The sequence below is a fragment of the Halomicrobium sp. HArcel3 genome (assembly GCF_058933135.1).
Map to the genome: position 1 here is coordinate 430262 of NZ_JBZYDN010000003.1, position 25808 is coordinate 456069.

23 protein-coding genes and 2 tRNA genes are annotated in these 25808 nt (G+C 65.4%); 11 read left to right on the plus strand and 14 right to left on the minus strand.

Features of this window, described 5'->3' with window-relative positions; all coding sequences use genetic code 11:
• The first annotated feature begins 1 nt into the window (after position 1).
• From AC5FRV_RS11585 to AC5FRV_RS11600, 4 genes are all read left to right on the plus strand, one after another.
• Positions 2-1654 (plus strand): CRTAC1 family protein, encoded by a 1653-nt coding sequence (locus AC5FRV_RS11585; protein WP_493561249.1) that lies wholly within the window; start codon positions 2-4, stop codon positions 1652-1654.
• A gap of 25 nt (positions 1655-1679) precedes the next feature.
• Positions 1680-2417 (plus strand): SDR family oxidoreductase, encoded by a 738-nt coding sequence (locus AC5FRV_RS11590; RefSeq protein WP_493561250.1) that lies wholly within the window; start codon positions 1680-1682, stop codon positions 2415-2417.
• Positions 2418-2495: 78 nt separating this feature from the next.
• Complete coding sequence (locus AC5FRV_RS11595; protein ID WP_493561251.1) at positions 2496-3428, plus strand: nucleoside hydrolase; 933 nt, start codon at positions 2496-2498, stop codon at positions 3426-3428.
• A 224-nt stretch (positions 3429-3652) separates the two neighbouring features.
• Positions 3653-4285 carry a GAP family protein gene (locus AC5FRV_RS11600; protein ID WP_493561252.1) on the plus strand — a complete coding sequence of 211 codons (633 nt, stop codon included), beginning with the start codon at positions 3653-3655 and terminating at the stop codon, positions 4283-4285.
• Between the two features lie 246 nt (positions 4286-4531).
• Here the strand turns inward: AC5FRV_RS11600 and AC5FRV_RS11605 are convergent.
• Positions 4532-4676: transfer RNA gene (locus AC5FRV_RS11605), tRNA-Met, on the minus strand.
• A gap of 228 nt (positions 4677-4904) precedes the next feature.
• Between AC5FRV_RS11605 and AC5FRV_RS11610 the strand changes: the two genes are divergently transcribed.
• Complete coding sequence (locus AC5FRV_RS11610; RefSeq protein WP_493561253.1) at positions 4905-5948, plus strand: DUF7115 domain-containing protein; 1044 nt, start codon at positions 4905-4907, stop codon at positions 5946-5948.
• Positions 5949-6069: 121 nt separating this feature from the next.
• Here the strand turns inward: AC5FRV_RS11610 and AC5FRV_RS11615 are convergent, their stop codons facing one another.
• Positions 6070-6432, minus strand: coding sequence for a DUF5830 family protein (locus AC5FRV_RS11615; protein WP_177227192.1), 363 nt, complete (start codon positions 6430-6432; stop codon positions 6070-6072).
• Between the two features lie 97 nt (positions 6433-6529).
• Here AC5FRV_RS11615 and AC5FRV_RS11620 point away from each other — a divergent pair, with 97 nt between their 5' ends.
• A complete protein-coding gene (locus AC5FRV_RS11620; RefSeq protein ID WP_493561254.1) occupies positions 6530-7201 on the plus strand; it encodes a TVP38/TMEM64 family protein in 672 nt (223 codons plus the stop codon).
• Here the strand turns inward: AC5FRV_RS11620 and AC5FRV_RS11625 are convergent.
• A complete protein-coding gene (locus tag AC5FRV_RS11625; RefSeq protein WP_493561255.1) occupies positions 7198-8973 on the minus strand; it encodes a sensor histidine kinase in 1776 nt (591 codons plus the stop codon). The genes AC5FRV_RS11620 and AC5FRV_RS11625 overlap by 4 nt on opposite strands.
• A gap of 69 nt (positions 8974-9042) precedes the next feature.
• Positions 9043-9162, minus strand: coding sequence for an HVO_2523 family zinc finger protein (locus AC5FRV_RS11630; RefSeq protein WP_342713951.1), 120 nt, complete (start codon positions 9160-9162; stop codon positions 9043-9045).
• A gap of 98 nt (positions 9163-9260) precedes the next feature.
• On the opposite strand from AC5FRV_RS11630, the gene AC5FRV_RS11635 reads away from it, so the two are divergent.
• Positions 9261-10742 (plus strand): molybdopterin-dependent oxidoreductase, encoded by a 1482-nt coding sequence (locus AC5FRV_RS11635; RefSeq protein WP_493561256.1) that lies wholly within the window; start codon positions 9261-9263, stop codon positions 10740-10742.
• A gap of 239 nt (positions 10743-10981) precedes the next feature.
• Here the strand turns inward: AC5FRV_RS11635 and AC5FRV_RS11640 are convergent, their stop codons facing one another.
• A complete protein-coding gene (locus tag AC5FRV_RS11640; RefSeq protein ID WP_493561257.1) occupies positions 10982-14125 on the minus strand; it encodes an adenosylcobalamin-dependent ribonucleoside-diphosphate reductase in 3144 nt (1047 codons plus the stop codon).
• 501 nt (positions 14126-14626) lie between these two features.
• Between AC5FRV_RS11640 and AC5FRV_RS11645 the strand changes: the two genes are divergently transcribed.
• Positions 14627-14818: a DUF8029 family protein gene (locus AC5FRV_RS11645; protein ID WP_493561258.1), complete on the plus strand. Its 192-nt coding sequence runs from the start codon at positions 14627-14629 to the stop codon at positions 14816-14818.
• Positions 14819-14855: 37 nt separating this feature from the next.
• On the opposite strand, the gene trpG is transcribed toward AC5FRV_RS11645, so the two are convergent.
• The 4 genes from trpG to trpD are packed head-to-tail and all read right to left on the minus strand — an operon-like array spanning position 14856 to position 18785.
• Complete coding sequence (trpG, locus tag AC5FRV_RS11650; RefSeq protein ID WP_493561259.1) at positions 14856-15467, minus strand: anthranilate synthase component II; 612 nt, start codon at positions 15465-15467, stop codon at positions 14856-14858.
• Entirely contained in the window at positions 15464-17128 is a 1665-nt protein-coding gene (trpE, locus tag AC5FRV_RS11655) for an anthranilate synthase component I (protein ID WP_493561260.1), read from the minus strand. Before trpE ends, trpG begins: the two co-directional genes overlap by 4 nt.
• Positions 17125-17787 (minus strand): phosphoribosylanthranilate isomerase, encoded by a 663-nt coding sequence (locus tag AC5FRV_RS11660; protein ID WP_493561261.1) that lies wholly within the window; start codon positions 17785-17787, stop codon positions 17125-17127. The genes trpE and AC5FRV_RS11660 overlap by 4 nt, the downstream gene beginning before the upstream one ends.
• Positions 17784-18785, minus strand: a complete 1002-nt coding sequence (gene trpD, locus AC5FRV_RS11665) for an anthranilate phosphoribosyltransferase (RefSeq protein WP_493561262.1) — start codon at positions 18783-18785, stop codon at positions 17784-17786. The genes AC5FRV_RS11660 and trpD overlap by 4 nt, the downstream gene beginning before the upstream one ends.
• A 499-nt stretch (positions 18786-19284) precedes the next feature.
• Here trpD and AC5FRV_RS11670 point away from each other — a divergent pair.
• A tRNA-Val gene (locus tag AC5FRV_RS11670) sits at positions 19285-19359 on the plus strand.
• Positions 19360-19544: 185 nt separating this feature from the next.
• On the opposite strand, the gene AC5FRV_RS11675 is transcribed toward AC5FRV_RS11670, so the two are convergent.
• A complete protein-coding gene (locus AC5FRV_RS11675; RefSeq protein WP_493561263.1) occupies positions 19545-19988 on the minus strand; it encodes a hypothetical protein in 444 nt (147 codons plus the stop codon).
• A gap of 542 nt (positions 19989-20530) precedes the next feature.
• Here AC5FRV_RS11675 and AC5FRV_RS11680 point away from each other — a divergent pair.
• Positions 20531-21955, plus strand: a complete 1425-nt coding sequence (locus AC5FRV_RS11680; RefSeq protein ID WP_493561264.1) for an ATP-binding protein — start codon at positions 20531-20533, stop codon at positions 21953-21955.
• Positions 21956-22000: 45 nt separating this feature from the next.
• On the opposite strand, the gene AC5FRV_RS11685 is transcribed toward AC5FRV_RS11680, so the two are convergent.
• Complete coding sequence (locus tag AC5FRV_RS11685; protein WP_493561265.1) at positions 22001-22483, minus strand: HTH domain-containing protein; 483 nt, start codon at positions 22481-22483, stop codon at positions 22001-22003.
• A gap of 245 nt (positions 22484-22728) precedes the next feature.
• Positions 22729-23043, minus strand: coding sequence for a lycopene cyclase domain-containing protein (locus tag AC5FRV_RS11690; RefSeq protein WP_493561266.1), 315 nt, complete (start codon positions 23041-23043; stop codon positions 22729-22731).
• 163 nt (positions 23044-23206) lie between these two features.
• On the opposite strand from AC5FRV_RS11690, the gene AC5FRV_RS11695 reads away from it, so the two are divergent.
• Entirely contained in the window at positions 23207-24349 is a 1143-nt protein-coding gene (locus tag AC5FRV_RS11695) for a CBS domain-containing protein (protein WP_493561267.1), read from the plus strand.
• 45 nt (positions 24350-24394) lie between these two features.
• On the opposite strand, the gene AC5FRV_RS11700 is transcribed toward AC5FRV_RS11695, so the two are convergent.
• Both AC5FRV_RS11700 and AC5FRV_RS11705 read right to left on the minus strand, forming a co-directional pair.
• A complete protein-coding gene (locus AC5FRV_RS11700; RefSeq protein WP_493561268.1) occupies positions 24395-25246 on the minus strand; it encodes a hypothetical protein in 852 nt (283 codons plus the stop codon).
• A gap of 36 nt (positions 25247-25282) precedes the next feature.
• A complete protein-coding gene (locus AC5FRV_RS11705; protein WP_493561269.1) occupies positions 25283-25651 on the minus strand; it encodes a hypothetical protein in 369 nt (122 codons plus the stop codon).
• Between the last annotated feature and the right edge of the window lie 157 nt (positions 25652-25808).

Sequence of the window (25808 nt, forward strand, 5' to 3'; positions counted from 1 at the left end):
CGTGACCCAGAACACACAGCGGGCGCGAATCGCGCTCGTCACCTGTTGCGTCGCGCTCCTGGCCGTCACGGCCGGCTGCTCGGCGCTCGGCGAATCGCCACCCGAGATACAGTTCCGCAACGCCACCGCGGAGAGCGGACTGTCGTACTCCGACAGCATCGACACCGGCTTCGGCAACGGGAACGCCGGCATCTACGCGACTGACTTCGACGACGACGGCTGGACCGACCTGCTCGCCATCGGCGACGAGCGGCCGGCGCTGTTCCGCAACGACGACGGGACCTACGAGGAAAGCGACGCGCTCCCACCCCTGAATCGCACGTTCAAGAGCGCGGCGATCGTCGACTACGACGGCGACGGCTGGGAGGACATTCTCCTGTTGCCGACCAACGGGTCGGTCGTCACGCTCCACAACGACGAGGGCTCCTTCGAGCGCGTCGACACCGGCCTCGGAAACGTGACCTACCCGCTCGGCGCAGCGGCCGCCGACTACGACGGCGACGGCGACCGCGATATCTTCCTCTACCAGGCGGGCAACTGGCGCGTGGGCAAGCCAGCCGGCTACTTCACGCCCAACGGGACCGTCCAGGACGACAACGGCAACCCCAACATCCTCTACGAGAACGTGGACGGTGAGTTCGAGCGCGTCGACGACGCCGACATCGACGGTGACCGATGGAGCCTCGCGGCGAGTTTCACGGACCTCACCGGCGACGGGCACCCCGATATCCACGTCGCGAACGACTACAACAGCGACGTGCTGTACGTCAACCAGGGCGACGGGACGTTCGACAAACGCAACCTGCGTGGGTCGACCGAACGGAACGGGATGGCCTCGGAAGTCGCCGACGTGACTGGTGACGGCCGCCAGGACGTCTTCGTCACGAACATCTATCTCCCCATCTCGCCCCAGACGATGGGCCACGAGCGCTACGAGCGCGTCGAGTACTTCCTCTCGTACGTCATTCACTCGGGCCGGACGAAGGGGAACACGCTCATGGTCAACCAGGGAGACGGCGAGTTCGCGGACCAGGCCGACGAGTTCGGCGTCCGGCAGGGCGGCTGGGGGTGGGCGGCGAGCCTCTCCGACTTCAACAACGACGGTCGGCCCGACCTGATCCACACGACCCAGAACGTCGTCACCATCGACCAGGAGGACCCCCACTACCCCTATCCGATGGTGTGGCAGAACAACGGGAGCGGCTACACCTCGCTCGACGCCTCCGACCGCGGCTTCGACAAACACGACGGCCGCGGGATGGTGACGCTCGACTACGACCGCGACGGCGACCAGGACGTCGTGACGGCCAACTACAACCAGCCCTACGTCGTCTACGAGAACACGGTCAACGAGAGCAATAGCGTCCAGTTCCGTGCCGTCGGCGACGACGGCGAACTCGCCCTCGGGGCGACCGTCGAGGTGGACGCCGGCGGCGACACGACGACAGTCGTCCAGAACGGGCGGACGGACTACCTCTCGCAGGACAGCCGCGTCAGCCACGTCGGTCTCGGCTCGGCCGAAAGCGTCGACATCGCTGTCTCCTGGCCGGACGGCACCGAGCAGACCTTCGAGGACGTCGCCGCGAACCAGCGACTGCAGATTACGAGGGACGGCCTGGAGACGGTCACCGCGTTCGACGGCGGTGGGGATTAAGCCACCAGAGTCCCTCACCCCTGCTATGAGCACTTTGGCGGAGACGAGCGCACTGATCACCGGCGCGAGTTCGGGCATCGGCCGCGCCACTGCACACGCACTCGCCAGCCGCGGCGCCGACGTGGCCATCTCGGCCCGCCGCGAGGAACGACTCCAGGAACTGGCCGAGTCGCTGCGGGAGGAGTACGGGGTGGACGTCCTCGTCCACACCGCCGACGTCACCGACGACGAGCAGGTGGCCGACCTGGTGGAAGCAGCGGCCGCCGAGTTCGGCCGCCTCGACACCGTCGTCGCCAACGCCGGCCTCGCCCGCGAGGGCTCGGTCGAGGAGATGGAGACGGACGCCTTCCGACAGATGATGGACGTCAACTGCGAGGGGCTGTTCTTCACCGCCCGGGAGTCGATTCCGCACCTCCGGGAGACGGACGGCATCCTCGTCGTCCTCGCCAGCATGGCCGGTCAGTACCCCCGCCCGGGCAACCCGGTGTACGCCGCCACCAAGTGGTGGGCCCGCGGGTTCGCCAAGTCGCTGGCCGGCAGCGTCGGTTCCGACGGCGTCGGCGTCACGGTCGTCAACCCGACGGAGGTTCGAACGGAGTTCGGATCCGAGGACGACCAGGCCTCGGAAGACGTCCTCTCGCCCGACGAGGCCGCCGAACCGGAGGACGTCGCCGAGGCCATCGCCTTCGCCGCCGAGCAGGAGCCCCCGAACGTCGTCCAGGAACTGGACTTCTACCGCCGGGACAAGTTCGAGGGCTGGTGAGGCGCGCCCGGCGATAGCGCCGGTTGTTTCGACGCTACTGTTAACCGTCAGTGACTGGTACTGTCCCTGTTAGAACCGATGACGCCAAAAGTCCTGTTCGACACCGACCCGGGCTGTGACGACGCGGTGATGCTCGCCATGGCGCTGGGCCACGACGCCGTCGACGTCGTCGGCCTCTCGACGGTCTGTGGCAACTCGACGGTCGCCAACACGACCCGGAACGCCCTCGCGATCCTCGACCACGGCGACTTCGACGTCCCGGTCGCGCGCGGTTGCGAGCGGCCGCTCGTCGACGACCTCACGACGGCGGAGTGGATCCACGGGGACGCGGGCCTCCGCGGCGACCTCCCGGACCCGACGTCCGAGCCCATCGACGAGCACGGCGCGGACTTCGTCGTCGAACAGGCCCGCGAACACGGCGACGATCTGACTATCGCCGCCGTCGGTCCGCAGACCAACCTCGCGCTCGCCCTCGCGAAGGAACCCGACCTCCCCGCGATGGTCGACGAAATCTACCTGATGGGCGGCGCGGCCTTCCAGAGCGGCAACGTCACCCCCGTCGCGGAGGCCAACTTCCACAACGACCCGGCGGCGGCCAGCCGGGTGATCCAGGACGCCGACCCGAGGATGGTCGGCCTCGACGTCACCAACGGCGCCTCGCCCGCGCCCGAGACGATCGATACGTACGAAGATCGGGGCGGCGGGTTCGCCGCCGTCGCGGACTGGATCGGCTACCCCGAGGCGGCCCAGGGCGTCGGGCAGGACCGACTGGCCGTTCACGACGCGGCCGTCGCGGCAGCCCTCGTCGACCCCGACGTCGTCACCTTCGAGGAGTACTTCTGCGAGGTCGACACCACCGGCGGCCCCTCCCACGGCGCAGTCGTCTGCGACCGGTACGGCGTCTGCGACGCCGAACCCAACACGTCGGTCGCGGTCGACCTCGACGTCGAGCGCTTCCGGTCGGTCTTCCGGGCCGGTGTCGAGGGGTACGCGGCCGCCGTGGACGGCTGATGGGGCCGGAATCGAGGATGCGACGGGAGACGGGCGAATAATTGTTACCTCAGTAACATTAAACGGTACCGCCGGTGTAGGTAGCACGTGGAACGCTCCCCGGGCGGCATTCGGAGGCCGGTCCGGACGAACACGTGACTCCAAACAATGACACACGACAGATCGTTCGCCCGTGTCGCTCAGCCGACCGGTGGTGACGGATCGAACTCCGGTGAGAACGACCCGTGAGCCTCGTCGAAGTGCTTCCCCTGTCTATCGTGATGATCGCGGGACCACAGATACTCTCTTCCATCTTCCTCGCGACGAGTGAGCGATGGCGGACCAACTCGGCGGCCTACGTCTTCGGTGCGTCCCTCTCTATCAGTCTCGTCGTCTCCCTCGCCTACCTACTCGGGAGTAGTTTCGGTGGCGGTGGCGGTCTGCTTGGTGCGAGCGCACGACAACTGCTCTACCTCGTCGTCCTGGTGCTCCTCCTCTACGCCGGGGTCGACACCTACCGAAAGCGGGAGGTATCGGAGCCGCCGACGTGGATGGGGAAGCTGACGAACGCGACACCCGGGTTCTCGTTCAAGCTGGGATTCCTCCTGCTGGGCGTCTTCCCGACCAACGTCGTCACCTCGATCAGCGTCGGAACGTTCCTCGCGGCGAACGCCGACCCGGTCACGGACGCGGCCGGATTCGTCTCGCTCACGCTCTTCATTCTCGCACTTCCTTCGCTCGGTGTGCTCCTCATCGGTGGGCGGGCGGAAGCAGTACTCCCGGAGATCCGTGACTGGATGAACGACAACACGTGGATCATCTCCGAGGCGGTCATCGCTCTCTTCGTCGTCCTGACGCTCCAGAACCTCCTCGGATGAATTCTCCCGTGAGAGAGGGACCGGTTTCACGTCCGTCGCCCCACGAGCCCGGTCGAACGGTATCGTGCCCGCGAGGGCGCCGAAACCACCGAAAACCTCCGGAGAGGGCTCCGAACTCCCGAGAGACTCACTTCGTTCGTCTCTCGTACCCTCGCTCACGTGCGTTCGCGAGGACCTACGGGTTCTCCGCGTCTCCCCGGGCATTTTCCGGCGCAGTCGCTCACTGGCGTTCGCGACTGTGGAAAATGCCCGGGGAGGGCTCCGAACCCTCGATCTCCGCATGCCCCAGGTCACAGGCTCGACGAAAGCCCACCGAGACATGCCGGAATGGTGCCGCGCGAGTCTGACGACCCTATGAGTGCGGCGCTATGTCCAGCTAAGCCACCCGGGCGCGGGTGCAATCAGTGGTTGGCCGGAGGTCGTCTTTAACGTTCTCATTGAGTGGCGCTCCGTCAGTCGGTCTCGTGCCTCGCCGTCCCGTCGATCACCGAACCCGATGAAGTCACAAATCGCCGGCATTCGAGGGGTCTGTCGGCCGTCACGTTCGACCGTCGAGACCGGGCTTCGGTCGTGGTGTTTCACCCGCGGATTTAAGCCACCGGACGAGTACGTCATGAGCATGGACGTACCAGACCTCGTCCGGCAGTCGCTCGGGGACGAGGAGATTCAGGCTGGGGTGTCGCTCGGTGACGATGACGCGATCTGTTTCACCCCGACGCGATCGCTCGTCTACCGGAGTGAGGGACTCCTGAGTGACGAAGGCGTCTCGGAGTACGCACACGACTTCGAACGGCTCGCCGTCTCCGAAGGCCGACGCAAGACCAAGTACACGATGACCTACGTCGACCGGGAGGAGAAGTTCACCGTCCCGGGCAACCGGACCGACCCGGTGCTCGAACGCCTCGTCGAGAGCAACCTCCGCATCGAGGGCGTGCTCGACGACGACGAGTCCGTGACTGGCGTCTTCCGCTTCAGCGAACTCACGCTCGTCGTCGCCCAGCAGCGCGTACTCAAACACGTCGGCAGCTACACCTGGGACGGCGACTTCGAGGTGTACGACTACGACGACGTGACGGGCCTGCACTTCGAGGACGGTAGCGTCGCGACGGCCGTCGTCATCGAGGCCGACGGGCGCCCCGAACGCATCAAGGCGCCCAACGAGCAGGCCGGCGTCGTCCGCCGGACGCTCCAGGAGGCGCTGTTCGACTACCACGACGTCGACTCGCTCGACGCGCTCAACCGGAAAATCGCCGTCGAGACGGCGGATCCCAACGCCGACGAGAGCGACGACCACTCCAGCGGCCTCGGCCTCGATTCGGGCATCGACCCGCTCGTCAGCGACTCGGACGACGAGGAATCCGCCGCCGAACCGGAACCATCGTCCGAGCAGGCCAGCACCGGCACTGCTTCGACGGCGACGCGGGAGCGCGACTCCTCGACCGGCCAGTCCGCCCAGACCGCCGCCTCGACCGTCGATCTGGAGTCGGCCGCCGACGCCGCGAGCACCGCCGCGGAGTCCACGGCCGCCAGCAGCGACGATCTCGAAGCCGTCACCGACCAGCTCGAAGACCTGACGGCCGCGGTCGAACAGCAGAACGAGCTCCTCGAGCAGCAACAGCGCACCGTCAAGCAGCTCATCGAGGAACTCCGCCGCGGTCGTTGAGCGGCCACCACCTCGTACTGTCGGTTGTAATTCGTTTCCGGTGTTTTGCGTCGTCAGTTCGTTCAGCCCCAGTTCACCCTGGGTGGCGTGTGCCTGCTGAAAATTGGTACAACCGACAGTATCACTCCCGACCGAGCACCTTTCTGATACACGTCGACCCGAACGGCCCCATCTCGTCGGCGTCGAACTGGACGAAGTGGCCCTCCGAGATGCCGGCGCCGCAGCGCTGACACGAGAACTCGCCTTCCTTGACGACGACGTCGCTCTCGAAACTCACGTACGTCCCGTCCGCGACCGGTCGGACCGTCCCGCCCTCGCGCTCGACCACGCCGCGACGGGCCGCCTCGTCGAGGATGTCCCGCTGCAACTGTGGACTCGTCGTGACGATTTCGATGCGGTCCATCGCCTCCTTGACCGAGAGCTCGCCGTGTTCGAGGTGGGCGAGCAGTTCGAGGCCGAGTTCGATGCGGTCGTCGTCCGTCACGACCGGGAGCGACGCCGCCGCCGGGATTAAGCGTTTGGGACGGCTCGGACCCGGGAGACCACAAGAGGTTTGACGATTCGAACGCGGTGTTCACTCGATGAACTGGCTGTCGCGGCGCCAGGTTGCGGGGTCGGTCCTGCTCGTCGGCGTCGCGCTCGTGGCGACGATTCTCCTCTCGCCGGCGCGCCTGCTCGCCGAACTGGCCGGGCTCTCGACGCGTCCCGTCCTCTTCGGCGGCGCGCTCGTCGTCCTCTATCTGGTCCGCCCGCTGTTCGCCTGGCCGATCAGCCCCATCTCCGCGCTGGTCGGCTACGTCCTCGGTGTCACGTACGGTGTCCCGGTCGCCCTCGTCGGCGCGACCCTGACGTGTGTCCCGCCGTTCCTCTTCGCTCGCTACGTCGGCGTGGACGACCCGGAAGACTCCCCAGAGACGATCGTCGATCGGCTCGGTGCCGCCGGCCGCCGAGTCGTCGAGGTCACCGGTGCGACGCGGGGCGTCCTCGCGGCCCGTCTCTCGCCGATTCCCGCCGACCCGGTCTCCTACGGCGCGGGCGTCTCCGGCGTGTCCTCACGCGCGTTCGTCGTCGGGACGTTCGTCGGCGAAGTTCCGTGGGTGGTCCTGGAGGTCCTCGCTGGCGCGTCGATGCGTCAGCTCTCGATGCAGGGACTGGGCGCCGGTCTCCACGTGGTCGTCGTCTCCGCCGCGGTCGCGTTGCTCGTCCTGGCCGGGCCGACGTATCGGCACGTCTGGCGGGACCAGCCTTCCTAAACGGCTATCTCGAAGCGAACACCTTCCTCGCTCTCGGCGACCGTGACGGTCCAGCCGTGGGCAGCGGCGATGCGTTCGACGAGCGGCAGGCCGAGCCCCGTGCCGTCCGTGCTGGTCGTGTACCCCTCCTCGAACACGTCATGGCGGCGGTCGGGGTCGATACCGACCCCGTCGTCGGCGACGAAGAATCCCTCGTCGGTGTCGCCGACCCGGACGGCGACCGGCTCGTCGTCGTCCGAACCGTGTCGGACCGCGTTCTGGAAGAGCTCAGCGAGGAGTTCGCGGAAGCGGTCGGGATTCGCCTCGACGGTCCGGGCCGTCTCCACCGTCAGTGACGACCCGTCTGCTTCGAACTGGTCCCACGCGTCGGTCGCGACGTCGGCCACCTCGACGGGCTCGACGTCTCCGACTTCGTGGTTCTGTCGCGTCAGTCGAACGACGTCGTCGATGAGCCGTTCCATCCGGTCGGCGGCGTCGCGGGCGGCCGCCAGGTTCTCGACGGAGCCGCTCTCCAGTGCGAGCTGGACGCGCCCCTGGACGACGTTGAGCGGGTTGCGGAGGTCGTGACTCACGAGGCTGGCGAAGGCTTCGAGTTCCCGCTCCTGGGCCTTCCGCTCCGAGACGTCCCGACCGACGCCGCTGACGCCGATGACCTCGCCGTCGCTGTCCGTCACCGGCCTCCCGCGACACTCCAGACGGATCCGCTCGCCGTCTTTCGCCTCGAGCTCGGCCTCGAACTCGGCCACGTCGTCTTCGACGAGCGCGTGCCTCGTCTCCTCGGTTATCTCCTGGTGGTACTCCGACGGGAAGAAGTCGAAGACGTTCATCGAGGCGATCTCGTCGTCTGCGTACCCAGTGAGTTCGGCGAAGCGCTCGTTCCAGCGGCGGAGCGATCCGGCGGGTGTGACGAGGTAGAACACGTCGTCCAGGGAATCGAGAACCGTCTCCGTGAACTCCCGCTCCTCCCTGAGTTCCCGCTCGCGCTCTTTCCTGGTCGTGATGTCCGTGATGAACCCCTCGATGACCTCCGTCTCGTCCGCCGTCTCGACCGCGCGACCGCGCTCCCACACCCAGCGTTCCTCGCCGTCGGCGGTCTCGATGCGGTAGGTCACCTCGAACGGTTCGTCCGCGCCGACGGCGCTCTGGACCTGCTCCCACATCGCTTCGCGGTCGGCCTCGCGTATGACGTCCTCGTTCCAGCTCACGTCGCCGGACTCGATGGCGTCGGCCGAGTACCCGGTGAGCGCCGCCGCCCCGTCACTCACGAACGTCATCGGCCATCCGCGCTCGTTCCGGCACCGGTAGACCATCCCCGGCAGGTTCGAGATGAGCGTCGAGAGCCGTCGCTCGGACTCCTCGAGCGCGCGCTTGGCCCGGTCGGACGAGACGGCCTGTTCGATGCGGTTCGCCAGCACCGCGTACTGGTCGGTCCCCGTCTCCTTCTGGAGGTACTCCGTGACGCCCGCGGAGATGGCGTCGCTGGCTATCTCTTCGCTCCCCTTCCCGGTGAAGAGGACGAACGGCAACTCCGGATAGGCCTCGCGCACCGCTCTGAGGAACGCGAGCCCGTCCTTCCCGGGCATGTCGTGGTCGCTGACGACGCAGTCGACGTCCTCGGTCTGGAGGCGCGCCAGGCCGTCGTCGACGCTCGTTTCGGTGACGACCGAGATCTCCTCGTTCTGGCGTCGTAACTGCATCCCTACCATCTCGGCGAAGTCGGCGTCGTCGTCCACGTGGAGGACGCAAATCTCGCCTCCATCCGCATCGGTCATTGTAGGAGAGTCGCCGCTCGACCACTATAAACTCGGGTCGTGAGTTCCCAGATTTGATAGCTGGGCCCGTCAGTAGAACGTGTCGGCGCAGTCGTAGACGACGCCGTGGACGGGACAGACGTACTTGCAGTGGCGGTGGTACATGGGTGTCTCGCACATCGGGCACGGCCGACCACCACTGTCGGTCATACTCGTCGCGTCGACCCGCGGCGGCTTGGCTCTTGCGGGGTGGAATTCGGCACGGTATCCGAAGAACCGTTAAGTCGCTCACACCCTTCGATCCGGCCATGACCGAGGCCACGCGTTTCCCCGCGGTCGCGGACGCTCTCGTGGCCGTGCTCGCCGGCGTGGGTGCCGTCGCCGGCTCTTACGCAGCGGTCGGGCTCGCGCCCGCGTTCCTGGGCTCGCCGCTGGAACGCGTCCTCTCCCGTGCGATGCCGGGCCCGGTCGTCGCCGTCGCGATCGAACGGCTCGGCAGCGTCGGCCAGCAGCTGAACCTGCTGCTCGCGTCGTTCCTGACTGCACTCGCCGTGGCCGTGCTGGTCTGGCTGGCGATTCGCGTCGGTGACCAGCTCCGGAACCGGGCCGTCCCCGTGGTGCTGGGGGCCGCGTTCGTCTGGGCCGCCACCGCCCTGGTGACGGTCAACTTCGCCTCCGCAACGGGTGCGGCCGCCGGTGCGGCGTTCGTCGTCTCCACGGCCGGCTTCCTGCCGGTGGCGACGGCGAGCATCGGCGGCAGCCCGGACCCCGTGCGGCGTCGCGTCGTCGGTGGCGTCGCCGCCGCGCTCGGACTGGGGACCGTCGCCCTCACGCGGTCATCGCCGTCGAGCCGTCCCGATCAGCCGCTCTCGGCGGACGTTCCCGAATCGGTCCGCGAGAGCCTCGAACTGGCGTCCGAGCGCTCCCTCGACGTCTCCGGCATCGAACCCCTCGTGAGCCGCGATTTCTACCAGGTCGACATCAACGCCGCCGACCCGCGGGTCGACCCCGACGACTGGTCGCTCGCCGTGACGGGCGCGGTCAAGTCCGTGGTGACGTACTCACTCGACGACCTCCGTTCGATGGACGAGCGGACCGAGTTCTCGACCCTGCGATGCGTCGGCGACTCGCTCAACGGCCAGAAACTCGACAACGCGCTCTGGACCGGCGTCCCCACTGAGGAACTGATCGATGCGGCCGACCCCGGCGGCGACTGTGACTGCGTCAAACTCCACGCTGCCGACGGCTACTTCCAGGTGTTTCCCACCGAGGCGCTCCGCGGCGGACTCCTGGCCTACGAGATGAACGGCCGCGACCTGCCCCGCGGCCACGGCTACCCCCTCCGCGCGCTCGTCCCCGGCCACTGGGGCGAGGTCCAGGTCAAGTGGCTCACCGAGATCGAGTTCCTCGAACGCGACGCCGAGGGGTACTGGGAGCAACGCGGCTGGCACGGCACCGGCCCGGTGTCGACGGTCGCCAAGCTCTGGGCCGTCAACGACCTCGACGACGGCCGCAAACAGGTCGCCGGCCACGCCTATGCCGGGACGCGCGGCGTTTCGAAAGTGGAGATCTCCACTGACGGTGGGGACTCCTGGAACGAGGCTCGACTCTCCGACCCCCTCCCGGGAGAAGACGTCTGGCGACAGTGGGTCGACGAGTACGACCCACCAGGTGGAAGCCACGAAGTCGTCGTCCGCGCGGTCGAAGACGACGGCACGCTCCAGTCCGGTACCCGGAGGGAGGCGTTCCCCAACGGCGCGACCGGGTGGGTGTCGAAGACGGTGCGGTGAGTCACTATCCACGTTCCTGTTGCTCGGTGCCACAACCAGTCGGGTGGGACTGAAAGGGGCCGGTCGCTCGTCGAGCGAGACGAAGTAAGCACACGAACGCAGTGAGTGCACGCAGCGAGTCGTAGCCGACGAGCGACCGGGGGCTTTCGAGGTGTTCGACGTCTCTGCAGTTGCATCGTCGACTCGGCCGACAATCCGAAAAGGGCCGCAGAAATTACCGCACTAAGACGTACCTTCTCCTAGCACTCCGACCAGCCACAGGACTCGCAGGTCTTGCAGCCTTCGGAGTAGTAGAGGCTCATCGCGCCGCAGTCGGGGCACTCGGGGCTCTCGCCCGCGTCGATGATGGACTGCTGGTCGGCGTCGCTCGGACCGGCGTCCTGTCCGCCGCTCTCGGCCGAGACGCCACCGCCGTCCGTCTCGGGCGAGGGCGCGTCGCGGTTCGGGTCGTCGGCCGACTCGCCGTCGGCGTCGTCGGCGGTCTCCTCGAGCGTGGTCTGTTGCGGGTAGGCCTTGTCGACCTCGCCGTCGAGGTACCGGCGCATCGCGGTGCCGATGGCGTCCGGGATGGACTGGATCTGTTCGCCCTTGTCCCAGGCGACCTTCGGCGAGCGGATGCCCTGGAGTTCGTCGGCGATCTCGCGGGGGTCGACGCCCGAACGCAGCGCCGTCGAGATGGTCTTGGCCAGCGCCTCGGTGAAGGAGGCGGTGAACCCGCCGGAGTTCCCGATGTTGGCGAACAGCTCGAACGGTCGCTCCTGCTCGGGGTCCTCGTTGATGTTGACGTAGAGCTTCCCGTAGCCCGTGTCGATGCGCTGGGTGACGCCGTGGAGGACGTCCGGGCGGGTCTGCTTCTCGGCGAAGACGGTCTTCTCGCCGTCGGCGACCTCCAGCAGGTCGGCGACGGAGTCGTCGATGGCGGCCTGGACGGCCTCGTTCTCGAGGAACCCTTCGATGCCGCCGAAGACCTCCTCGATCTGTGCGACGATCTCGCCCTCGTCCATGTCCGCGAACTCCGTGTTGTCCGCGCGCGTGGTGAGCACCTGCTTCGAGCGGGTGCCGTCGCGGTAGTAGGTGACGCCCTTGCCGCCGTGTTCGTAGATGTACTCGAACACTTCCTTGGCGTCCTCGACGGTGGAGTCGTTGGGCGCGTTGACGGTCTTCGAGATGGCGGAGTCGACGCCCTGCTGGCAGGCACACTGGATGCCCGCGTGTTGCTTCGGGGTCAGCTGACCCGTCGTCACGAACAGCTCACCGACGGCGTCCGGGACGGTGGTGAGGCCGTCGACGCCGTCGAACTCGTTGTTGGCCATCTGCTCCTGGGCCTCTTCCTTCACGGCGTCGATGTCGATGTCGTTGTCCTCCAGCACGCGGAGGAAGTAGTCGTCGAACTCGACGAGCATCTCGTCGCCCTGGACGTCGTCGGAGACGTTCTTGTAGTAGGCGACGTTGTAGATGGGCTCACAGCCGCCGGTGGTGTTGCCGACCATCGACGTCGTGCCGGTGGGTGCGATGGTCGTCGTGTTGTGGTTCCGGACGGGGAAGCCGTCTTCCCAGTCGTCGGCGTCGAGACCGGTCTGCCCCTCGAACCAGTCGCGGTACTCGGTGGGGTTCGCGTACTTCGAGTCCTCCCAGTCGGCGAACGGCCCGCGCTGCTGGGCGAGTTCGTGGCTGGTCCACTTGGACTCGTGGTTGATCTGGGTCATGATCTGGCGGGCGATCTCGTCGGCTTCGTCGGAGCCGTACTTGACGCCGAGCTGGATGTACAGCTGTGCCAGGCCCATGATGCCGAGGCCGATCTTTCGCATCTCCCGGACCTTCTGTTCGATCTTGTCGACCGGGAAGTCGGACATCGTGACGACGTTCTCGAGGAACCGGGTGCCGAGCTGGATGCGACGGTCGAGTTCCGCCTCGTCGAGTGCGTCCGCGAGGAAGGCGTCGACGGCGTCTTCCAGCGAGTCGTACTCGTCGCGGTGCTGTTCGGACCAGATGCGCCAGTCGGGCGCTTCCATGTCCGCGAGCGTCGAGAGGTTGATGTGGCCGAGGTTGCAGGCCTCGTACTCTTCGAGGGGCTGCTCACCGCAGGGGTTCGTCGCGAGAATGCGGTGGTCGGGGTGTTCCTCGACGTCGAAGGAGTGGCGCTTGTTGACGCGTTCGAGGTAGATGACGCCCGGTTCGCCGTTCTCGTGGGCGCCGTCGACGATGCGTTCCCAGAGCTCCTCGGCGGGAACGGACAGTTCTTCCCCGACCTCGACGTACTCGCCGAGGTCGAACATCTCGTACAGTTCCTTCGTCTCTTCGGTGGCGACGTGTGCCTCGCCGGTGCGGGGGTTGGTGAAGGTGAACTCCTCGTCTGCCTTCACCGCCTCCATGAAGTCGTCGGTGATGCCGACGGAGATGTTGAAGTTAGAGAGGTGGCCTTCGACGGCGTTCCGGAGGTGCTTGGGGACCTGGCCGTCGTCGGTGATGAGTTCGCGGGACTCCTCCAGGGCCTCGGCGAAACTGTTGTGCGTGAAGTCGTCGGGGTCGTTGAGTCGGAGGGTCTCGGCGAGCGAGACGTCCTTGTTCTTGGCGTGGATGAACTGGATGACGTCCGGGTGGGAGACGCGCATGACGCCCATCTGGGCGCCACGACGGGCGCCGCCCTGCGCGATGGTCTCGCACATCTGGTCGTACGTCCGCATGAAGGTGATCGGACCGCTGGCGATGCCGCCGGTCGACCCGACGGGGTCGCCGTAGGGGCGCAGGCGCCAGAAGGCGTAGCCCATGCCGCCGCCGGACTGGAACACCTGAGCGGCCTCCTTGGCCGTCTGGTGGATGTCGTCGATGTCGTCGTCGGGCGAGTCGACAAAGCAGGCCGAGAGCTGCTGGAGTTCGTCGCCGGCGTTCATCAGGGTCGGCGAGTTGGGCATGAACGAGAGCTTCTCCATGGCCTCCTGGAACTCGGCGGCGGTCGTCTCGACGTGCTCGCGGATCTCATCTGGCAGTTCGGGGACGACGGTCTCGTAGGCGAACTTGTTGACGTTGTACACCGAGAGGTCGGTCTCGACGTCGTCCTCGGTGGTCGTCCCGGCGCCGAACACTTCCGCGGCGAGTTCGTCGCGGCGCGGGTGGTCGGGCTTGAGCTGGTCGGGCGTGACGGTGACCGTGGTGTCCCGTCGGCGGGCTTCGAAGACGGCCTCGGCGAGGGCGACGTTGCGGCCGACGCGGACGAACAGGTCCTCCTGGGACTCGATCAGTTCGCCGTCCGAGTCCTTGCGGAGGTATCGGGCGGGCAGGATGTTGTGATACGCGTTGCCGGTGAGGCGTTCCTCGAGCGTGTCACCGGTGGTGCGTTTGATCGGCAGGTCTATTTCGTCGGCGGAAACGTCGGCGTCGCTCATTCGTCAGTCCTCCTGCCGACAGCGACTGTCTGTCGGGCTATTCCCCTCTCGGCGTCTGTCCGATATCCTCTCATTTGTGACGGAAACCGTGTTCTGCTGGATGACCCAATAACCCTTCGGTCGGTGGGTGTTCGCTCTCTATTCGAATATATCACTGGTGGGTTATATCAGCCGCGGCCCAGTGGCCATCGCGCGTGATTCGCGTCCGTACAGTACAATTTAGCGGTGGCATAATAATGGTGTTTAGACCGCAGTGAAAGTGACACTGGATCTCTGTGAGGTGGGTGTCGTCTCCCGGTTCGCAGTGGAAATCCGAGAACGAATCGGTGCCCGCTATGCGTCGGGACCCACCCGGTGAACGGTCGAGTCAGTGACTCGGCGTCCGCTCGCCACGTTTTACATATTGATTCTTATAGGTCTTGGGTAGACGGGACTCGATCGCGACGCCCGTTCCCTGCCTCGGCGACAAGATACTTGTCTCGCGAGTGGATAGTATCTGGCATGCTACAGACGCTGGGTCCCCTCGGCTCCGTTCCCTCGATCCTTCTCGGCTTGCTCGCCCTCGCGGCGGTCATCCTGGTCGGCCGGTTCGTCCTCCAGATCGCCTGGAAACTCGTCCTCGTCGCACTCGTCGTCGTCGGCGTGCTGTGGCTGCTCGGGATGGTCGGCGCCCCGCTGGCCGTCGCGGTCTAAGCAACAGAACTGGGCGTGGGTATCGCCTGTGCTGCCCTCACACGCCGTCCAGGAAGTTCCGGATGACGTCGTGGCCGACAGCGGTCAGCACGGACTCGGGGTGGAACTGCACCGCCTCGATGGGGTACTCGCGGTGGCGGACGCCCATCACGAGTTCGACCGTCCCGTCGTCCGTTTCGGCCTCGGTCGTCGCCGTCACCTCGAAGCAGTCGGGCACCTCGGTCGCGACGAGCGAGTGGTAGCGCCCGCCCTGGAACCCCTGGTCGAGGCCGGCGAAGACGCCGCGGCCGTCGTGGTCGACCGGGAACGCCTTGCCGTGGATGGGTTCCGGGGCCCGTCCGACGGTCCCGCCGTACTCGTAGACGGCGGCTTCCAGGCCGAGACAGACGCCGAGCGTCGGCACCTCGGGACTGACCTCGCGGAGGACGTCCATCGTGACGCCGACGTCGCGGTCGTTCTTCGGGTGGCCCGGCCCGGGCGAGATGATTATCGCGTCCGGGTCGGCCGCCCGAATCTCGTCGAGCGACGCGGTGTTCTTCAGCACCTCGGTCTCGGCGTGTTCGGACGTGTACTCCACGAGGTTGTACGTGAACGAGTCGAAGTTGTCGACGAAGAGAACCCGCTTCGCGTCCACGGCCGTGGCGCTCATCGGGTCACCTCCCCGGGCGCGGTGTCACCCGCTGACTCGGCCCTCGCCGGCTCCTCGATGGCCTCGACGGCGTCGAGGACGCCGCCCATCTTCTTCTCGGTCTCCTCGTACTCGCTCGCGGGGACGGAGTCGGCGACGATGCCGGCGCCGGCCTGAACGGTCGTTCGTTGCCGGCCGTCTCCCGTCTCTTCGACGGTGGCCGACCGGATCACGATGGCGAAGTCCGTGTCGCCGGTCCACGAGACGTAGCCGACGCCGCCGCCGTAGAGCCCCCGTGGTTCGCGTTCGAGGTCGTCGATGATCTCCATCGCGCGGATCTTCGGCGCCCCAGACAGGGTCCCCGCGGGGAAGGTGCCCCGCACCGCGTCGAAAGCATCACAGTCCTCGGCCAGCGTCCCCGTCACGGTGGACTCGATGTGCTGGACGTGGCTGTACTTGAGGACGTTCATGAACTCTTCGACGCGAACCGAACCCGGTTCACTGACCCGCCGGACGTCGTTGCGCGCCAGATCGACCAGCATCGTGTGCTCGGCCCGCTCCTTGTCGTCGGCGAGCATCTCGCCGGCCAGCCGGCGGTCCTCGACGGGGCTGGTTCCGCGCGAGCACGTGCCCGCGATGGGGTTCGAGGTGATCAGGTCGCCCGCGACGGAGACGAGCGTCTCGGGGCTCGCGCCGACGACGCTCAGGCCGTCGAAGTCGAGCAGGTACATGTACGGCGAAGGGTTGATATCGCGGAGCGACTCGTACAGCCCGATGGGGTCCATCTCGCCGTAGAGCTCACGCTTGCGCGAGATGACGCCCTGGTAGATGTCACCCGAGAGCACCGACTCCTTGGCTTTCTCGACGGCGGCCTCGTACTCGTCGCGCGGGCCAGCGTCCTCGTGTTCCCGCGTGAACCCGCCGGTCTCCAGGTCGTCGGCGGTCGTCAGGGCCGCCTCGACGCGCTCGGCCTCGGCGACGAGTTCGTCGTAGCGTTCGCCGGCGTCGTCACCGTCGGCGACCTCATCGTCACCATCGTGACCGTCCGCACCGTCACTGAGGAGGGGGGTGAACACCAGCGACACCGAATCCTCGGCGTGGTCGAACCGGAGCGTCGCCGTGCTCAGGACGAACTGGGCGTCCGGAAACCGGGAGTCGGGCCGCTCGACGCCGACCTCCTCGAGCCAGAGGTCGTAGACGGCGTCGTAGGCGAGGAAGCCGACGAGGCCGCCGTCGAGCAGTTGACGGTCGTGTGCCGGGAAGCCCCGCAAATCGACGTCGGGCATGGTGGCCCGCAGGTCGTCGAGCACGTCGCCGCCGTTGGTCGTGATCAGTCCGTCCAGTCGGTCGTCGAGCGTTTCGACGGCAGTGTCGTCGGCGTCGACGGTGACGACGGCGTCCGGGTCGTAGCCGACGAATGAGTAGCGGGCGTGCCGGTCGTCCGTCGTCGCGGCGAAGGCGCCGTCGGGGTCGCTGGAGGCGACCTTCTCGGCGCTCTCCAGCAGGAAGGCGTAGTCGCTGTCGCCGGCGCCCTCGGCGTCCGACGTCCGCCCGGTCAGCGCGGCGTAGGCCGCCAGGGGTTCGACGGCCACGTCGAGGTCGGCGACGGCGCGGACGACCGTGGGTCCGTCCCCCTCCGCAGCCAGGTCGACGAACTCCTCGCGGGAGACGTCGAGGGTCACGTCGACACCTCCGCACCGGGACCGCCGGGATCCGCCGTTCTCACACCCGCGACGAATTGCTCGACGGCCTCGTGGTCCTTGAGGCCGCCTTCGGATTCGACCCCCGACGCGACGTCGACGGCGAACGGTTCGACAGTCTCGACGGCCTCGGCCACGTTATCGGGCGTGAGGCCGCCAGCGAGGATTACGGGGACGTTGAGGTCTGCGACGAACTCGCGCGTCCGGTTCCAGTCGTGGGTTTCGCCTGTGCCGCCGCCGCCTTCGGCGTCGACCGAATCGACGAGCAGCGCGTCCGCCACGTCGGCGAACTGCGCGACGTCGGACTGCTCGGCGTCGACGGCCGCGATCACCTTCGCGTCGACCCGGCGGCCGAGTGCACCGAGTTCGTTCGGATCCAGTCCGGCGTGGACCTGGACGACGTCGGGCCGGACGGCGTCGACGCGACGAACCGCCTTCTGGACGGCGTCGGGCATCGTAACGAGGACGCTCGTCGCGAGCGGCGGGGCCCCGGCGACGAGTTCGACGGCCGTCTGCTGGTCGACCTCTCGGGGCGTGTCGACGGAGACGCCGGAGATGACGCCGACCGCGTCCGCCCCGGCGGCGACGACCGCGTCGCGGTCTCCGGGGTTCGTGATGCCGCAGACCTTCACCCGCGTCATACCCTCGCACTCCGGAGGTCGTCGAGCTTGTCGGCCGCGCCGCCGGACTCGATGGCCTGCTCGGCCATCTCGACGCCTTCGCGGTGGGAGGATGCCTCGCCGGAGACGTAGACGGCCGCGCCGGCGTTGGCGAGGATGATGTCGCGCTTGGCGCCGTCGACCGACCCCTCCACGATGCCGCGCATGTCGGCGGCGTTTTCCGACGGCTGACCGCCAGCGACCGCCTCGATGTCGTGTTGCTGGAGGCCGATGTCTTCGGGGTGGAGCGTGTACTCCTCGATGGACGACCCCGACACCTCGGCGACGGTCGTCTCGTCGTGGATGGTTATCTCGTCCAGGCCCGAGCCGTGGACGACCATCGCGCGCTCGACGTCCATGTGCGCGAGCGCGTTTGCGATCAGGGGAACCAGGTCGTCGTCGTAGACGCCCAGGACCTGCGCGTCGGCGCCGGCAGGGTTCGTCAGCGGCCCGAGGATGTTGAAGATGGTCCGCATCCCGAGTTCCTTGCGCGGGCCGATGACCGCTTTCATCGCCGGGTGGAACACCGGCGCGAGCATGAACCCGATGCCGTCGGCCTCGATGGCCGCCTCGACGGCGGGCGGTTCGGCCTCGACGTTTACGCCCACTTCCTCCAGGACGTCGGCGCTCCCCGAGGACGAGGAGACCGAGTAGTTGCCGTGCTTGGCGATGGGGACACCAGCGCCAGCGGCGACGAACGTGCTCGTCGTCGAGACGTTGATCGTGTTGTAGTCGTCACCGCCAGTGCCGCAGGTGTCGACCAGCGGCGTCCGGTCGGGTTCGATGGTCCGCGCGGCACCGCGCATCCCCTCGGCGAAGCCGGCGATTTCCGTCTCGGTCTCGCCCTTGGCCCGGAGCGCCGTGAGGAGCGCCCCTATCTGTGATTCGGTGGCGTCCCCGAACACCGCCGTCGCGGCCGTCCGCGCCTCGTCCTGGCTCAGGTCCTCTCCCTCGGTCACGCGTTCGATGTAGTCCTGCATTGTGTGTCACCAATGGACGCTTTCGTGTTGTAATGTACGAATCAGTACATCGGCATAAGCCCTTCGACCGACCTTTTTTCGTGGGGGGCATCGCGCTCTCCTCCGTCGAGCGCTCAACCCCCCACAAAAAACGTCCTCAGAAGTGCGAAGCACTTCTGATGGGCTGCGTCAGAGTGGTTCGAGGGACCGTAGGTCCCTCGTCATCACGAGAGAGCTCCGCTCTCTCGTACGACTTCGCTCTGACGAACGTCGATGAAAAAAGGCCGACGGCTCGACCTGCGGTCTCGCCGTCGGTTGAACCACGCTCACTTCGTTCGCGCGGATGCTAGTGCCACCGCACTCTCTCTATATTCTCATCCCACGCGGATCGTAATGCCAAGGAGAACATCGTGTCACGAGGGCTGGTCGTGCGCATCGTCAACACCCCCATACGGAACCGCGATTTCGAAACCTTCAATTATACCCCTGATTTACGAATGAGTGCAGAGGAAGCCAGCGAGGGTTTGTGGTCTAGGCTGGTTATGACACCTCCTTGACATGGAGGAGGCCGGCAGTTCAAATCTGCCCAAACCCATTGTTTCTTTTTAAAGTTTTTCAAATCAAACAATCCAACGTGTATTCAGTTTGATTTTCATTAATCCAATATACAAGTTGAAAAATGGATTAATTTTCACGCAGGGCCAGGCCTGCTATACTTCTTAGCACTCTTTTTAAGAGTGATTCTTCTGCTTCACGCCAAGTTCAACAGGTATTCTATTCTTAGATTGGGCTCCAGTCCGTTCCCTCACCCTGTGAATCAACTTCGGACCACAGTCTTTTCGCACCCTGATAATGCATTTTTAAAATAATTCCTTTACCCTCATTTTCATCGCTAATGTATCCCGCCGAACCAAGAAGTATAGCACCGATGGTCGCTGCTGCCCCTGCAGGGGCCGCGGCTGAGCCGCCAGTTGCAGCAAGAAGTGCTGCCGATCCGATCTCAATAGCTTTACCAGTATTTTTTATCAATTCAACAATGTCTTTTGTGTTATCGTTATCAAGCCAAAGTTTCCACGTTGAGAAATTTCCAGCTTCATCAACCACCTCGAAGTGATTCTTACCATCATTTGATGCGGCCGCAGTAGCAGGGATCGCTCCTAACGAACCGAACAGTCCTACAGTCTTGATTACCTTACGGCGATTGTATGATCTGTTATCAGACATACAATTACATTCCAAAGGACAATTTAATATACTTTTTGGTTTGAAATTTTGTCGTATAGACACTTCCCACATACTTAAGTAGTGAACTTGTAGAGATAGGGTTATTGCCCGACTCGACTGAAAATCAAATAGACACAATCTTGATAAGTGGGCTATATTGACTGTCTCTATGCGGGCGCCTACTTGTGATCCTGGTAACGGCATCAGATCTGTACCGGGTTAATCATCTAGAACCTTTACTGCGGAATGGTAGGAGAGAAGATTGCTGAGCGCGGAGACGAGTCAGTATCCAGAAGCACCGCTATGACCAGCAAAGCCAGTTCGAGAACAGAAAAGTACGGGGGAAGGAGTTCGTGAATCGCCCCTCCTTTGGTGAACCAAGGGGTGGCGCGAAATGACATATTATGCTTCTACCCAAACCCACTACTTTTGCGCCGCCGTCCTTCGCCAGTGACGCGTGGGTCGGACGCGATCCGCACCGTGATTATCAGGAGAGATACCTCGGCCAGACGAGTTAAATCGGACGAATTCCAGCCATACGCATGGAAGATGCCGGTCTCGCCAACGTGCTCGTCGTCGACGACAGCGAGTTCTTCGTCGCCATAACGGCGGAGACGCTAGGTGGGAAACACAACATCGCCACGCAGACGGCCAAGACCGGGGAGGAGGCGCTGGCGGTCGTTCGCGACCAGCAGATCGATTGCGTGGTCAGCGACTACCAGATGCCGGAAATGAACGGGCTGGAACTGTTCCGGCGCATCGACGAGGAGTTCGACGTCCCGTTCATCCTGCTGACCGGCAGGGGCGACGAGACTGTGGCGAGCGAGGCCATCGGCGCCGGCGTCGACGACTACCTGCTGAAGAACCGGATCATCGAGGAGGACAAACTCCAGTTGCTGGCCAACAGGATCCACAACGTCGTCTCCCAGCACCGGGCGCGGCGCAAGTACGAGCAACTCGTCGACAACACGCCGGACGAAATCGTCGAGGTCACGACGGACGGCCGGATTCTCGCGGCGAACGACTCGATGGCGAGGGCGCACGGGACAACGCGGGCAGAACTCATCGACGAGCAGTTGTCGGACGTCCTGCCGGCCGACGTCGCGGCTGGCCGTCTCGAACACGGTCGACGGGCGGTCACGGCCGGTAGCGCGGTGACGTTCCAGGACGACATCGGCGTCCGTCACTTTCACAACGTCGTCACGCCGCTCCGGGAGACGGACGACGCCAGCACCGTCCAGTTCATCACGCGGGACATCACACAGCAGAAGCGACACGAGCAGAAATTACAGTCCCGGAGCGAGGAACTGGCGCTGATCAACCGGCTCGTCCGCCACGACATCAACAACGACGTCCAGCTCCTCCTCGGGTGGTCCGATGCGCTCTCTGCCCACGTCGACGACGAAGGGCAGGAACACGTCGACCGCATCCGGGACACCTGCGACCACATCGCCGAACTCACGGCGAACGTGGGCGAGTTCGTCGATTCGCTACGCGGCGGCGACGTCGATCTGAAGAACGTCGACGTCTCCGAGGTGATTGCCGCGGAAGTCGCCAAGAAGCAGGCGGTGTTCGAGGCGGCGGAGATCAGCGTATCGGGGGATCTCCCTGCCGTTCCAGTCGAGGCGAACGAGGCGCTTCAGTCGGTGTTCGGTAACCTGCTGGCCAACGCCGTTCGTCACAACGACGCGTCGACGCCGCGGGTAACCGTCCAGGCGACGGTAGCCGACAGCGTCGTTCGAATAACCGTCGCGGACAACGGACCGGGCATCACCGACGACCGCAAGAAGGATATCTTCGGCAAGGGTGAAATGGGGCCCGAAAGCGGCGGGACGGGTATCGGCCTCTATCTCGTCTCGACGCTCGTCGAGCAGTACGGCGGGAGCGTCTGGGTCGAAGACGGCGACGCCGAGGGCGCGACCTTCACGGTCGAGCTACCGGTCGCCAGCGCGGCCGCCAGCGCGTAGGTTCGAGAATCGGGAGAACTCGTTGCCCGCTCGGTCGTTCGACGCTCAGACCACGCTCGCGGTCCGCCGTTCCTGTTCGAGTGCGGACGGTTCGCCGTGCTCCAGGCGTTCGAGCCGATCCATGATCGTGTGCACGACGTCGCCCTTCGTACAGGGGGCGACGTGCTGGAGCTCCCCGTTCTTGTACTCTGCCAGACCCATGACGGGGAGCGTGATGGCGGTGTAGGCGTCCTCGGTGACTTCGTTGTCCACAGTGCTCGTCTGGTAGAACGATTCGAGCGAGACGTTGTTCGAGAGCGCCCACTGCTTGAACTCGGCGACGCGATTGAGAATGTACTGGCCTTCCTCGGTGTGGGCGGCGGCGGAGTCGCGAGCGACCTGTTTGCCCCAGACGATGACCGAGAAGTCGCCGATCTGGTCTTCTCGGTCGAGCCGTTGCAGCTGATCGACGACTGCCTCCTGGCGCTCGTGGGCGCCGGTGGGGAGAAGCGAGCGGACGTACAGTTCGATGTGGGGGGTGGCGGACATAGATCGGTTCACCTCGTTGTCAAAATCACTTCGCCAACACAAATACCTTGCGTCGGTGATCTTCCGTGTGTATTGACGAATATAATGACCTAGTAACCGCCCGAAGAGGGCGTGATCCGCGCTCGGATCGATGCTGACAGCGTTCGTCGCTCACTACCGTTTGCGTAACAATGGCAAGCAGAGTTGGCAGGTCTGTGAGGTGTTTACCCAGTCGCTAGTCGCACCGCGACTCGGTCCGCCGTCCGTCAGTGACTGTCCTCGTCGAACGAGCGGAGCGATTCGTGGACGCCGACGACCATCGCGGGCACGACGACCATGAAGATGTGCTCCTCGATGGGAATCCCGAGCAGTTCGACGCCGGTTCGCATCGGGATGGCGAACACGCCCACCTCCAGCGTGTACCAGTCCCAGACGAACGCGAAGGGGTATAGAATCGCGATGGTGCGCGCGGCCGCGCGGAACGCGTCGGCGTACCACAGGAGCGCGATGGCGATGGTGCCCCACGCCACCTCCGTCGCGAGGTACGTGTACGGTCCCAGGACGGTGATATCGGGGATCACAGTTCAGCTAGGGTCGTCAGGGGTTTAGTGACTGGCCCGCGGCCTCGAGCACAGTCGCTCACCAGGTGTGTTCGACCGAAAGGGATGGGGTCGATGGGCCAGTGGTGAGAATCAGACCAACCTTGATTACCTCCGACGTCAAACGGACTACCTGAGAAGTACGATGAATATAGCCGACATCGCCACCAGTGACTTCGTCGCTATCGACGCCGACAAACGCCTCGGCAAGGTTCGCTCTATCTTCGAGCGGGAGAACCCCAAGGGGATCGTCGTGACCGAGGGTGGTGAGTACGCCGGCATCATCACGCAAAAGCAGTTCGTCCAGTCTCACGTCGAGGACGACGCGAAGGCTGGGGCGATGATGCGCTCGGCGCCCAGGGCCGAACGGACCGACGACGTCCGGGAGGTCGCACGGGTCCTCGTCGAGGGCGGGTCGAAGATCGCGCCCGTGTTCGAGGGCGACGACCTCTGGGGGATCGTCACCGGTGACGCCATCCTCGAGGCCGTCCTCGACAACCTCGACGCGCTCACCGTCGCGGACATCTACACCGAGAACGTCGTGACGGTGGCCGAGGACACCCACGTCGGGCAGGCGATCAACAGCCTGCGAGAACACGGCATCTCACGGGTCCCCGTGGTCGACGACGACGGCCACCTCGCCGGGATGGTGACGACCCACGACATCGTCGACGTGGTCGTCCGGGACATGACCAAGGCCACGCGGGGCGACCGCGCCGGCGAGGTCGAACGCGTCCTCGACCTCCCGGTCTACGACGTGATGAACAGCCCCGTCGCCACCGCTGCCATGGACGACTCCGTCCGCGACGCCGTCGAACGGATGCTCGACAACGACTACGCCGGCCTGGTCGTCACCCCCGACGGCGACGACCAAACCATCGCCGGCATCGTCACCAAGACGGACGTCCTGCGCGCGCTCACGTTCACCGAGGAGGAGCACATGGACGTCCAGATTACCAACGTCTCGCTGCTGGGCACGCTCGAACGCGGCGACGTCCGCGAGAGCATCGAAGAGGTCGTCGACAAGTACCAGGAGATGCAGGTCCAGCACGCCCACGTCCGGTTCCAGCAGCACAAGGAGCGACTCCGCGGCACGCCCCTGATCCAGTGCCAGATCCGCCTGCGCACGAACAAGGGCCAGGCCGCCGGCTCCGGCGAGGGCTACGGCGCCGACACGGCGTTCAACGTCGCACTGGACAAACTGGAACGCAACGTCCTCGAACGCAAGGGGATCCAGGCCGACGAGGAGTACCGCGGTCAGCTCCTCCGGAAGCTGGGCGAGCTGTAAGCGCGAGCGCCGTTTCTTCTCTTCCTCTCCAGTTACCTCGGCCGGTCACACCTGCCGTCCGTCGAATCGTTCTAACGTTTCCCTGAGGACTGCCTGGACTTCGGCCGCTCGCGCAGTACTCTCACAGGGTATCATCTCGGGTGGACTGTACAGCTTTCCAGCCGCCCACGACAGCGTTCGCCCGATCAGGTCGTCGGGAAAACCCTCCGCAGCCCAGCGAAGGTCGAGGGCCGTACCGTCGTCCCTGACCCGGACGCGCCGGAGATTGGTGACTTCGTAACACTTGCTCGTCGGGCCGTCGACGCGCTCCACACAGAGCGAACCGCCCCCGACGGACCAGCGTCGGTCGTCAGCGGTCCACTCCACGACCGGTTGCGACGGGACCAGACACCCGGCCACGTCTTCGAGTGCGGTGTTCGCCTCCCCGACGGTCGTTTCGCCGAGCAGGTCGGCGTTCAGTCCCGCGGAACTGTGGTGTGGAACCGCATCGAACACCTCCTGCCCCTCGCGCAGGAGGGTGACGCGGTAGACGAAGTACGCACCCGTCGCGTTCTCTGCGAGGCCGACGACGTCGCGGAACGCTTTCCACGCCGCCTCGTCCGTCGGATCGCATCGCCACCCCGTCCGACCGCCCTCGTCCGCTTCAGGTAGCCGTTCGAATTGGTCGATCGAGCGCTCCCACGTGTGGCGGCAGGTCTCGCCGTCCGGCGGTGATTCGAGCTCGTCGCGGTCGACCCTGACGACGGCGTCGTCGACGTCGGCCCCGAGTGCGTCGACGAGAGCGTGGAGAGCGGCGGCGAAATCGCCGCTGAGGAGGTCGTGGGTCCGCTCCATCGTTCGTGACAACTGGTCGACGCGCGCTTGCACCTGTCTTTCGATCTGTGTCAGAAACGACATTGCCGTCGATCGACGATCCAGTCCGTGGTTGACGGTTTACGGCGAGATCTGCTGGACGACGCTGACGACGAGGAGCGCAGCCATCCCGCCGACGACGAAACTACCGAGTGTCACGCCACTCGGCTGTACTACTGCGATAGCCGACCAGATACAGACGGCCCCGACGACGATGATGAGAGCCTTCCGGAGGCCGGGTTCACCGGCCAAGTCGTCGATGCGGTCTGCCGTCGCCGTCTGTGCGAAGGGGCCGAAGACGACGCCGTTGAGAACGGCCCCGGCGACGACCCAGAACCAGTCGACCGTCCCTGCTTCCAGGAGCATCGCCACTGGCGCGACGAGGACGAGTACAGTCAGGAGAATGTTATAGCGGAATCGCAACCGTCGTTCCCCGTCGGACTCGGTCATCAGCCGCATGGCTCGCCGTTCAGACGGTTGTCACAGAGATGCAAGGAGGATGCCCACGGCTTCAGCCGTGGGAGGAATCCGACACTCCTCGACACAAACCACGAGCGATAGAACCCCGACTCCCTCTGCCAGTCGCAGGATATATACAACCTCATAT

Excerpts from the sequence above, each read along its gene's own strand:
- AC5FRV_RS11630 (WP_342713951.1), bottom strand. The coding sequence starts at position 9,162 with ATGACCGACAGTGGTGGTCGGCCGTGCCCGATGTGCGAGACACCCATG.
- trpD (WP_493561262.1), bottom strand. The coding sequence starts at position 18,785 with ATGCAGGACTACATCGAACGCGTGACCGAGGGAGAGGACCTGAGCCAG.
- AC5FRV_RS11645 (WP_493561258.1), top strand. The coding sequence starts at position 14,627 with ATGCTACAGACGCTGGGTCCCCTCGGCTCCGTTCCCTCGATCCTTCTC.
- AC5FRV_RS11680 (WP_493561264.1), top strand. The coding sequence starts at position 20,531 with ATGGAAGATGCCGGTCTCGCCAACGTGCTCGTCGTCGACGACAGCGAG.
- AC5FRV_RS11610 (WP_493561253.1), top strand. The coding sequence starts at position 4,905 with ATGGACGTACCAGACCTCGTCCGGCAGTCGCTCGGGGACGAGGAGATT.
- AC5FRV_RS11660 (WP_493561261.1), bottom strand. The coding sequence starts at position 17,787 with ATGACGCGGGTGAAGGTCTGCGGCATCACGAACCCCGGAGACCGCGAC.
- AC5FRV_RS11675 (WP_493561263.1), bottom strand. The coding sequence starts at position 19,988 with ATGTCTGATAACAGATCATACAATCGCCGTAAGGTAATCAAGACTGTA.
- AC5FRV_RS11635 (WP_493561256.1), top strand. The coding sequence starts at position 9,261 with ATGACCGAGGCCACGCGTTTCCCCGCGGTCGCGGACGCTCTCGTGGCC.
- AC5FRV_RS11595 (WP_493561251.1), top strand. The coding sequence starts at position 2,496 with ATGACGCCAAAAGTCCTGTTCGACACCGACCCGGGCTGTGACGACGCG.
- trpG (WP_493561259.1), bottom strand. The coding sequence starts at position 15,467 with ATGAGCGCCACGGCCGTGGACGCGAAGCGGGTTCTCTTCGTCGACAAC.
- AC5FRV_RS11625 (WP_493561255.1), bottom strand. The coding sequence starts at position 8,973 with ATGACCGATGCGGATGGAGGCGAGATTTGCGTCCTCCACGTGGACGAC.
- AC5FRV_RS11620 (WP_493561254.1), top strand. The coding sequence starts at position 6,530 with ATGAACTGGCTGTCGCGGCGCCAGGTTGCGGGGTCGGTCCTGCTCGTC.
- AC5FRV_RS11695 (WP_493561267.1), top strand. The coding sequence starts at position 23,207 with ATGAATATAGCCGACATCGCCACCAGTGACTTCGTCGCTATCGACGCC.
- AC5FRV_RS11590 (WP_493561250.1), top strand. The coding sequence starts at position 1,680 with ATGAGCACTTTGGCGGAGACGAGCGCACTGATCACCGGCGCGAGTTCG.
- AC5FRV_RS11705 (WP_493561269.1), bottom strand. The coding sequence starts at position 25,651 with ATGACCGAGTCCGACGGGGAACGACGGTTGCGATTCCGCTATAACATT.
- AC5FRV_RS11700 (WP_493561268.1), bottom strand. The coding sequence starts at position 25,246 with ATGTCGTTTCTGACACAGATCGAAAGACAGGTGCAAGCGCGCGTCGAC.
- AC5FRV_RS11640 (WP_493561257.1), bottom strand. The coding sequence starts at position 14,125 with ATGAGCGACGCCGACGTTTCCGCCGACGAAATAGACCTGCCGATCAAA.
- AC5FRV_RS11685 (WP_493561265.1), bottom strand. The coding sequence starts at position 22,483 with ATGTCCGCCACCCCCCACATCGAACTGTACGTCCGCTCGCTTCTCCCC.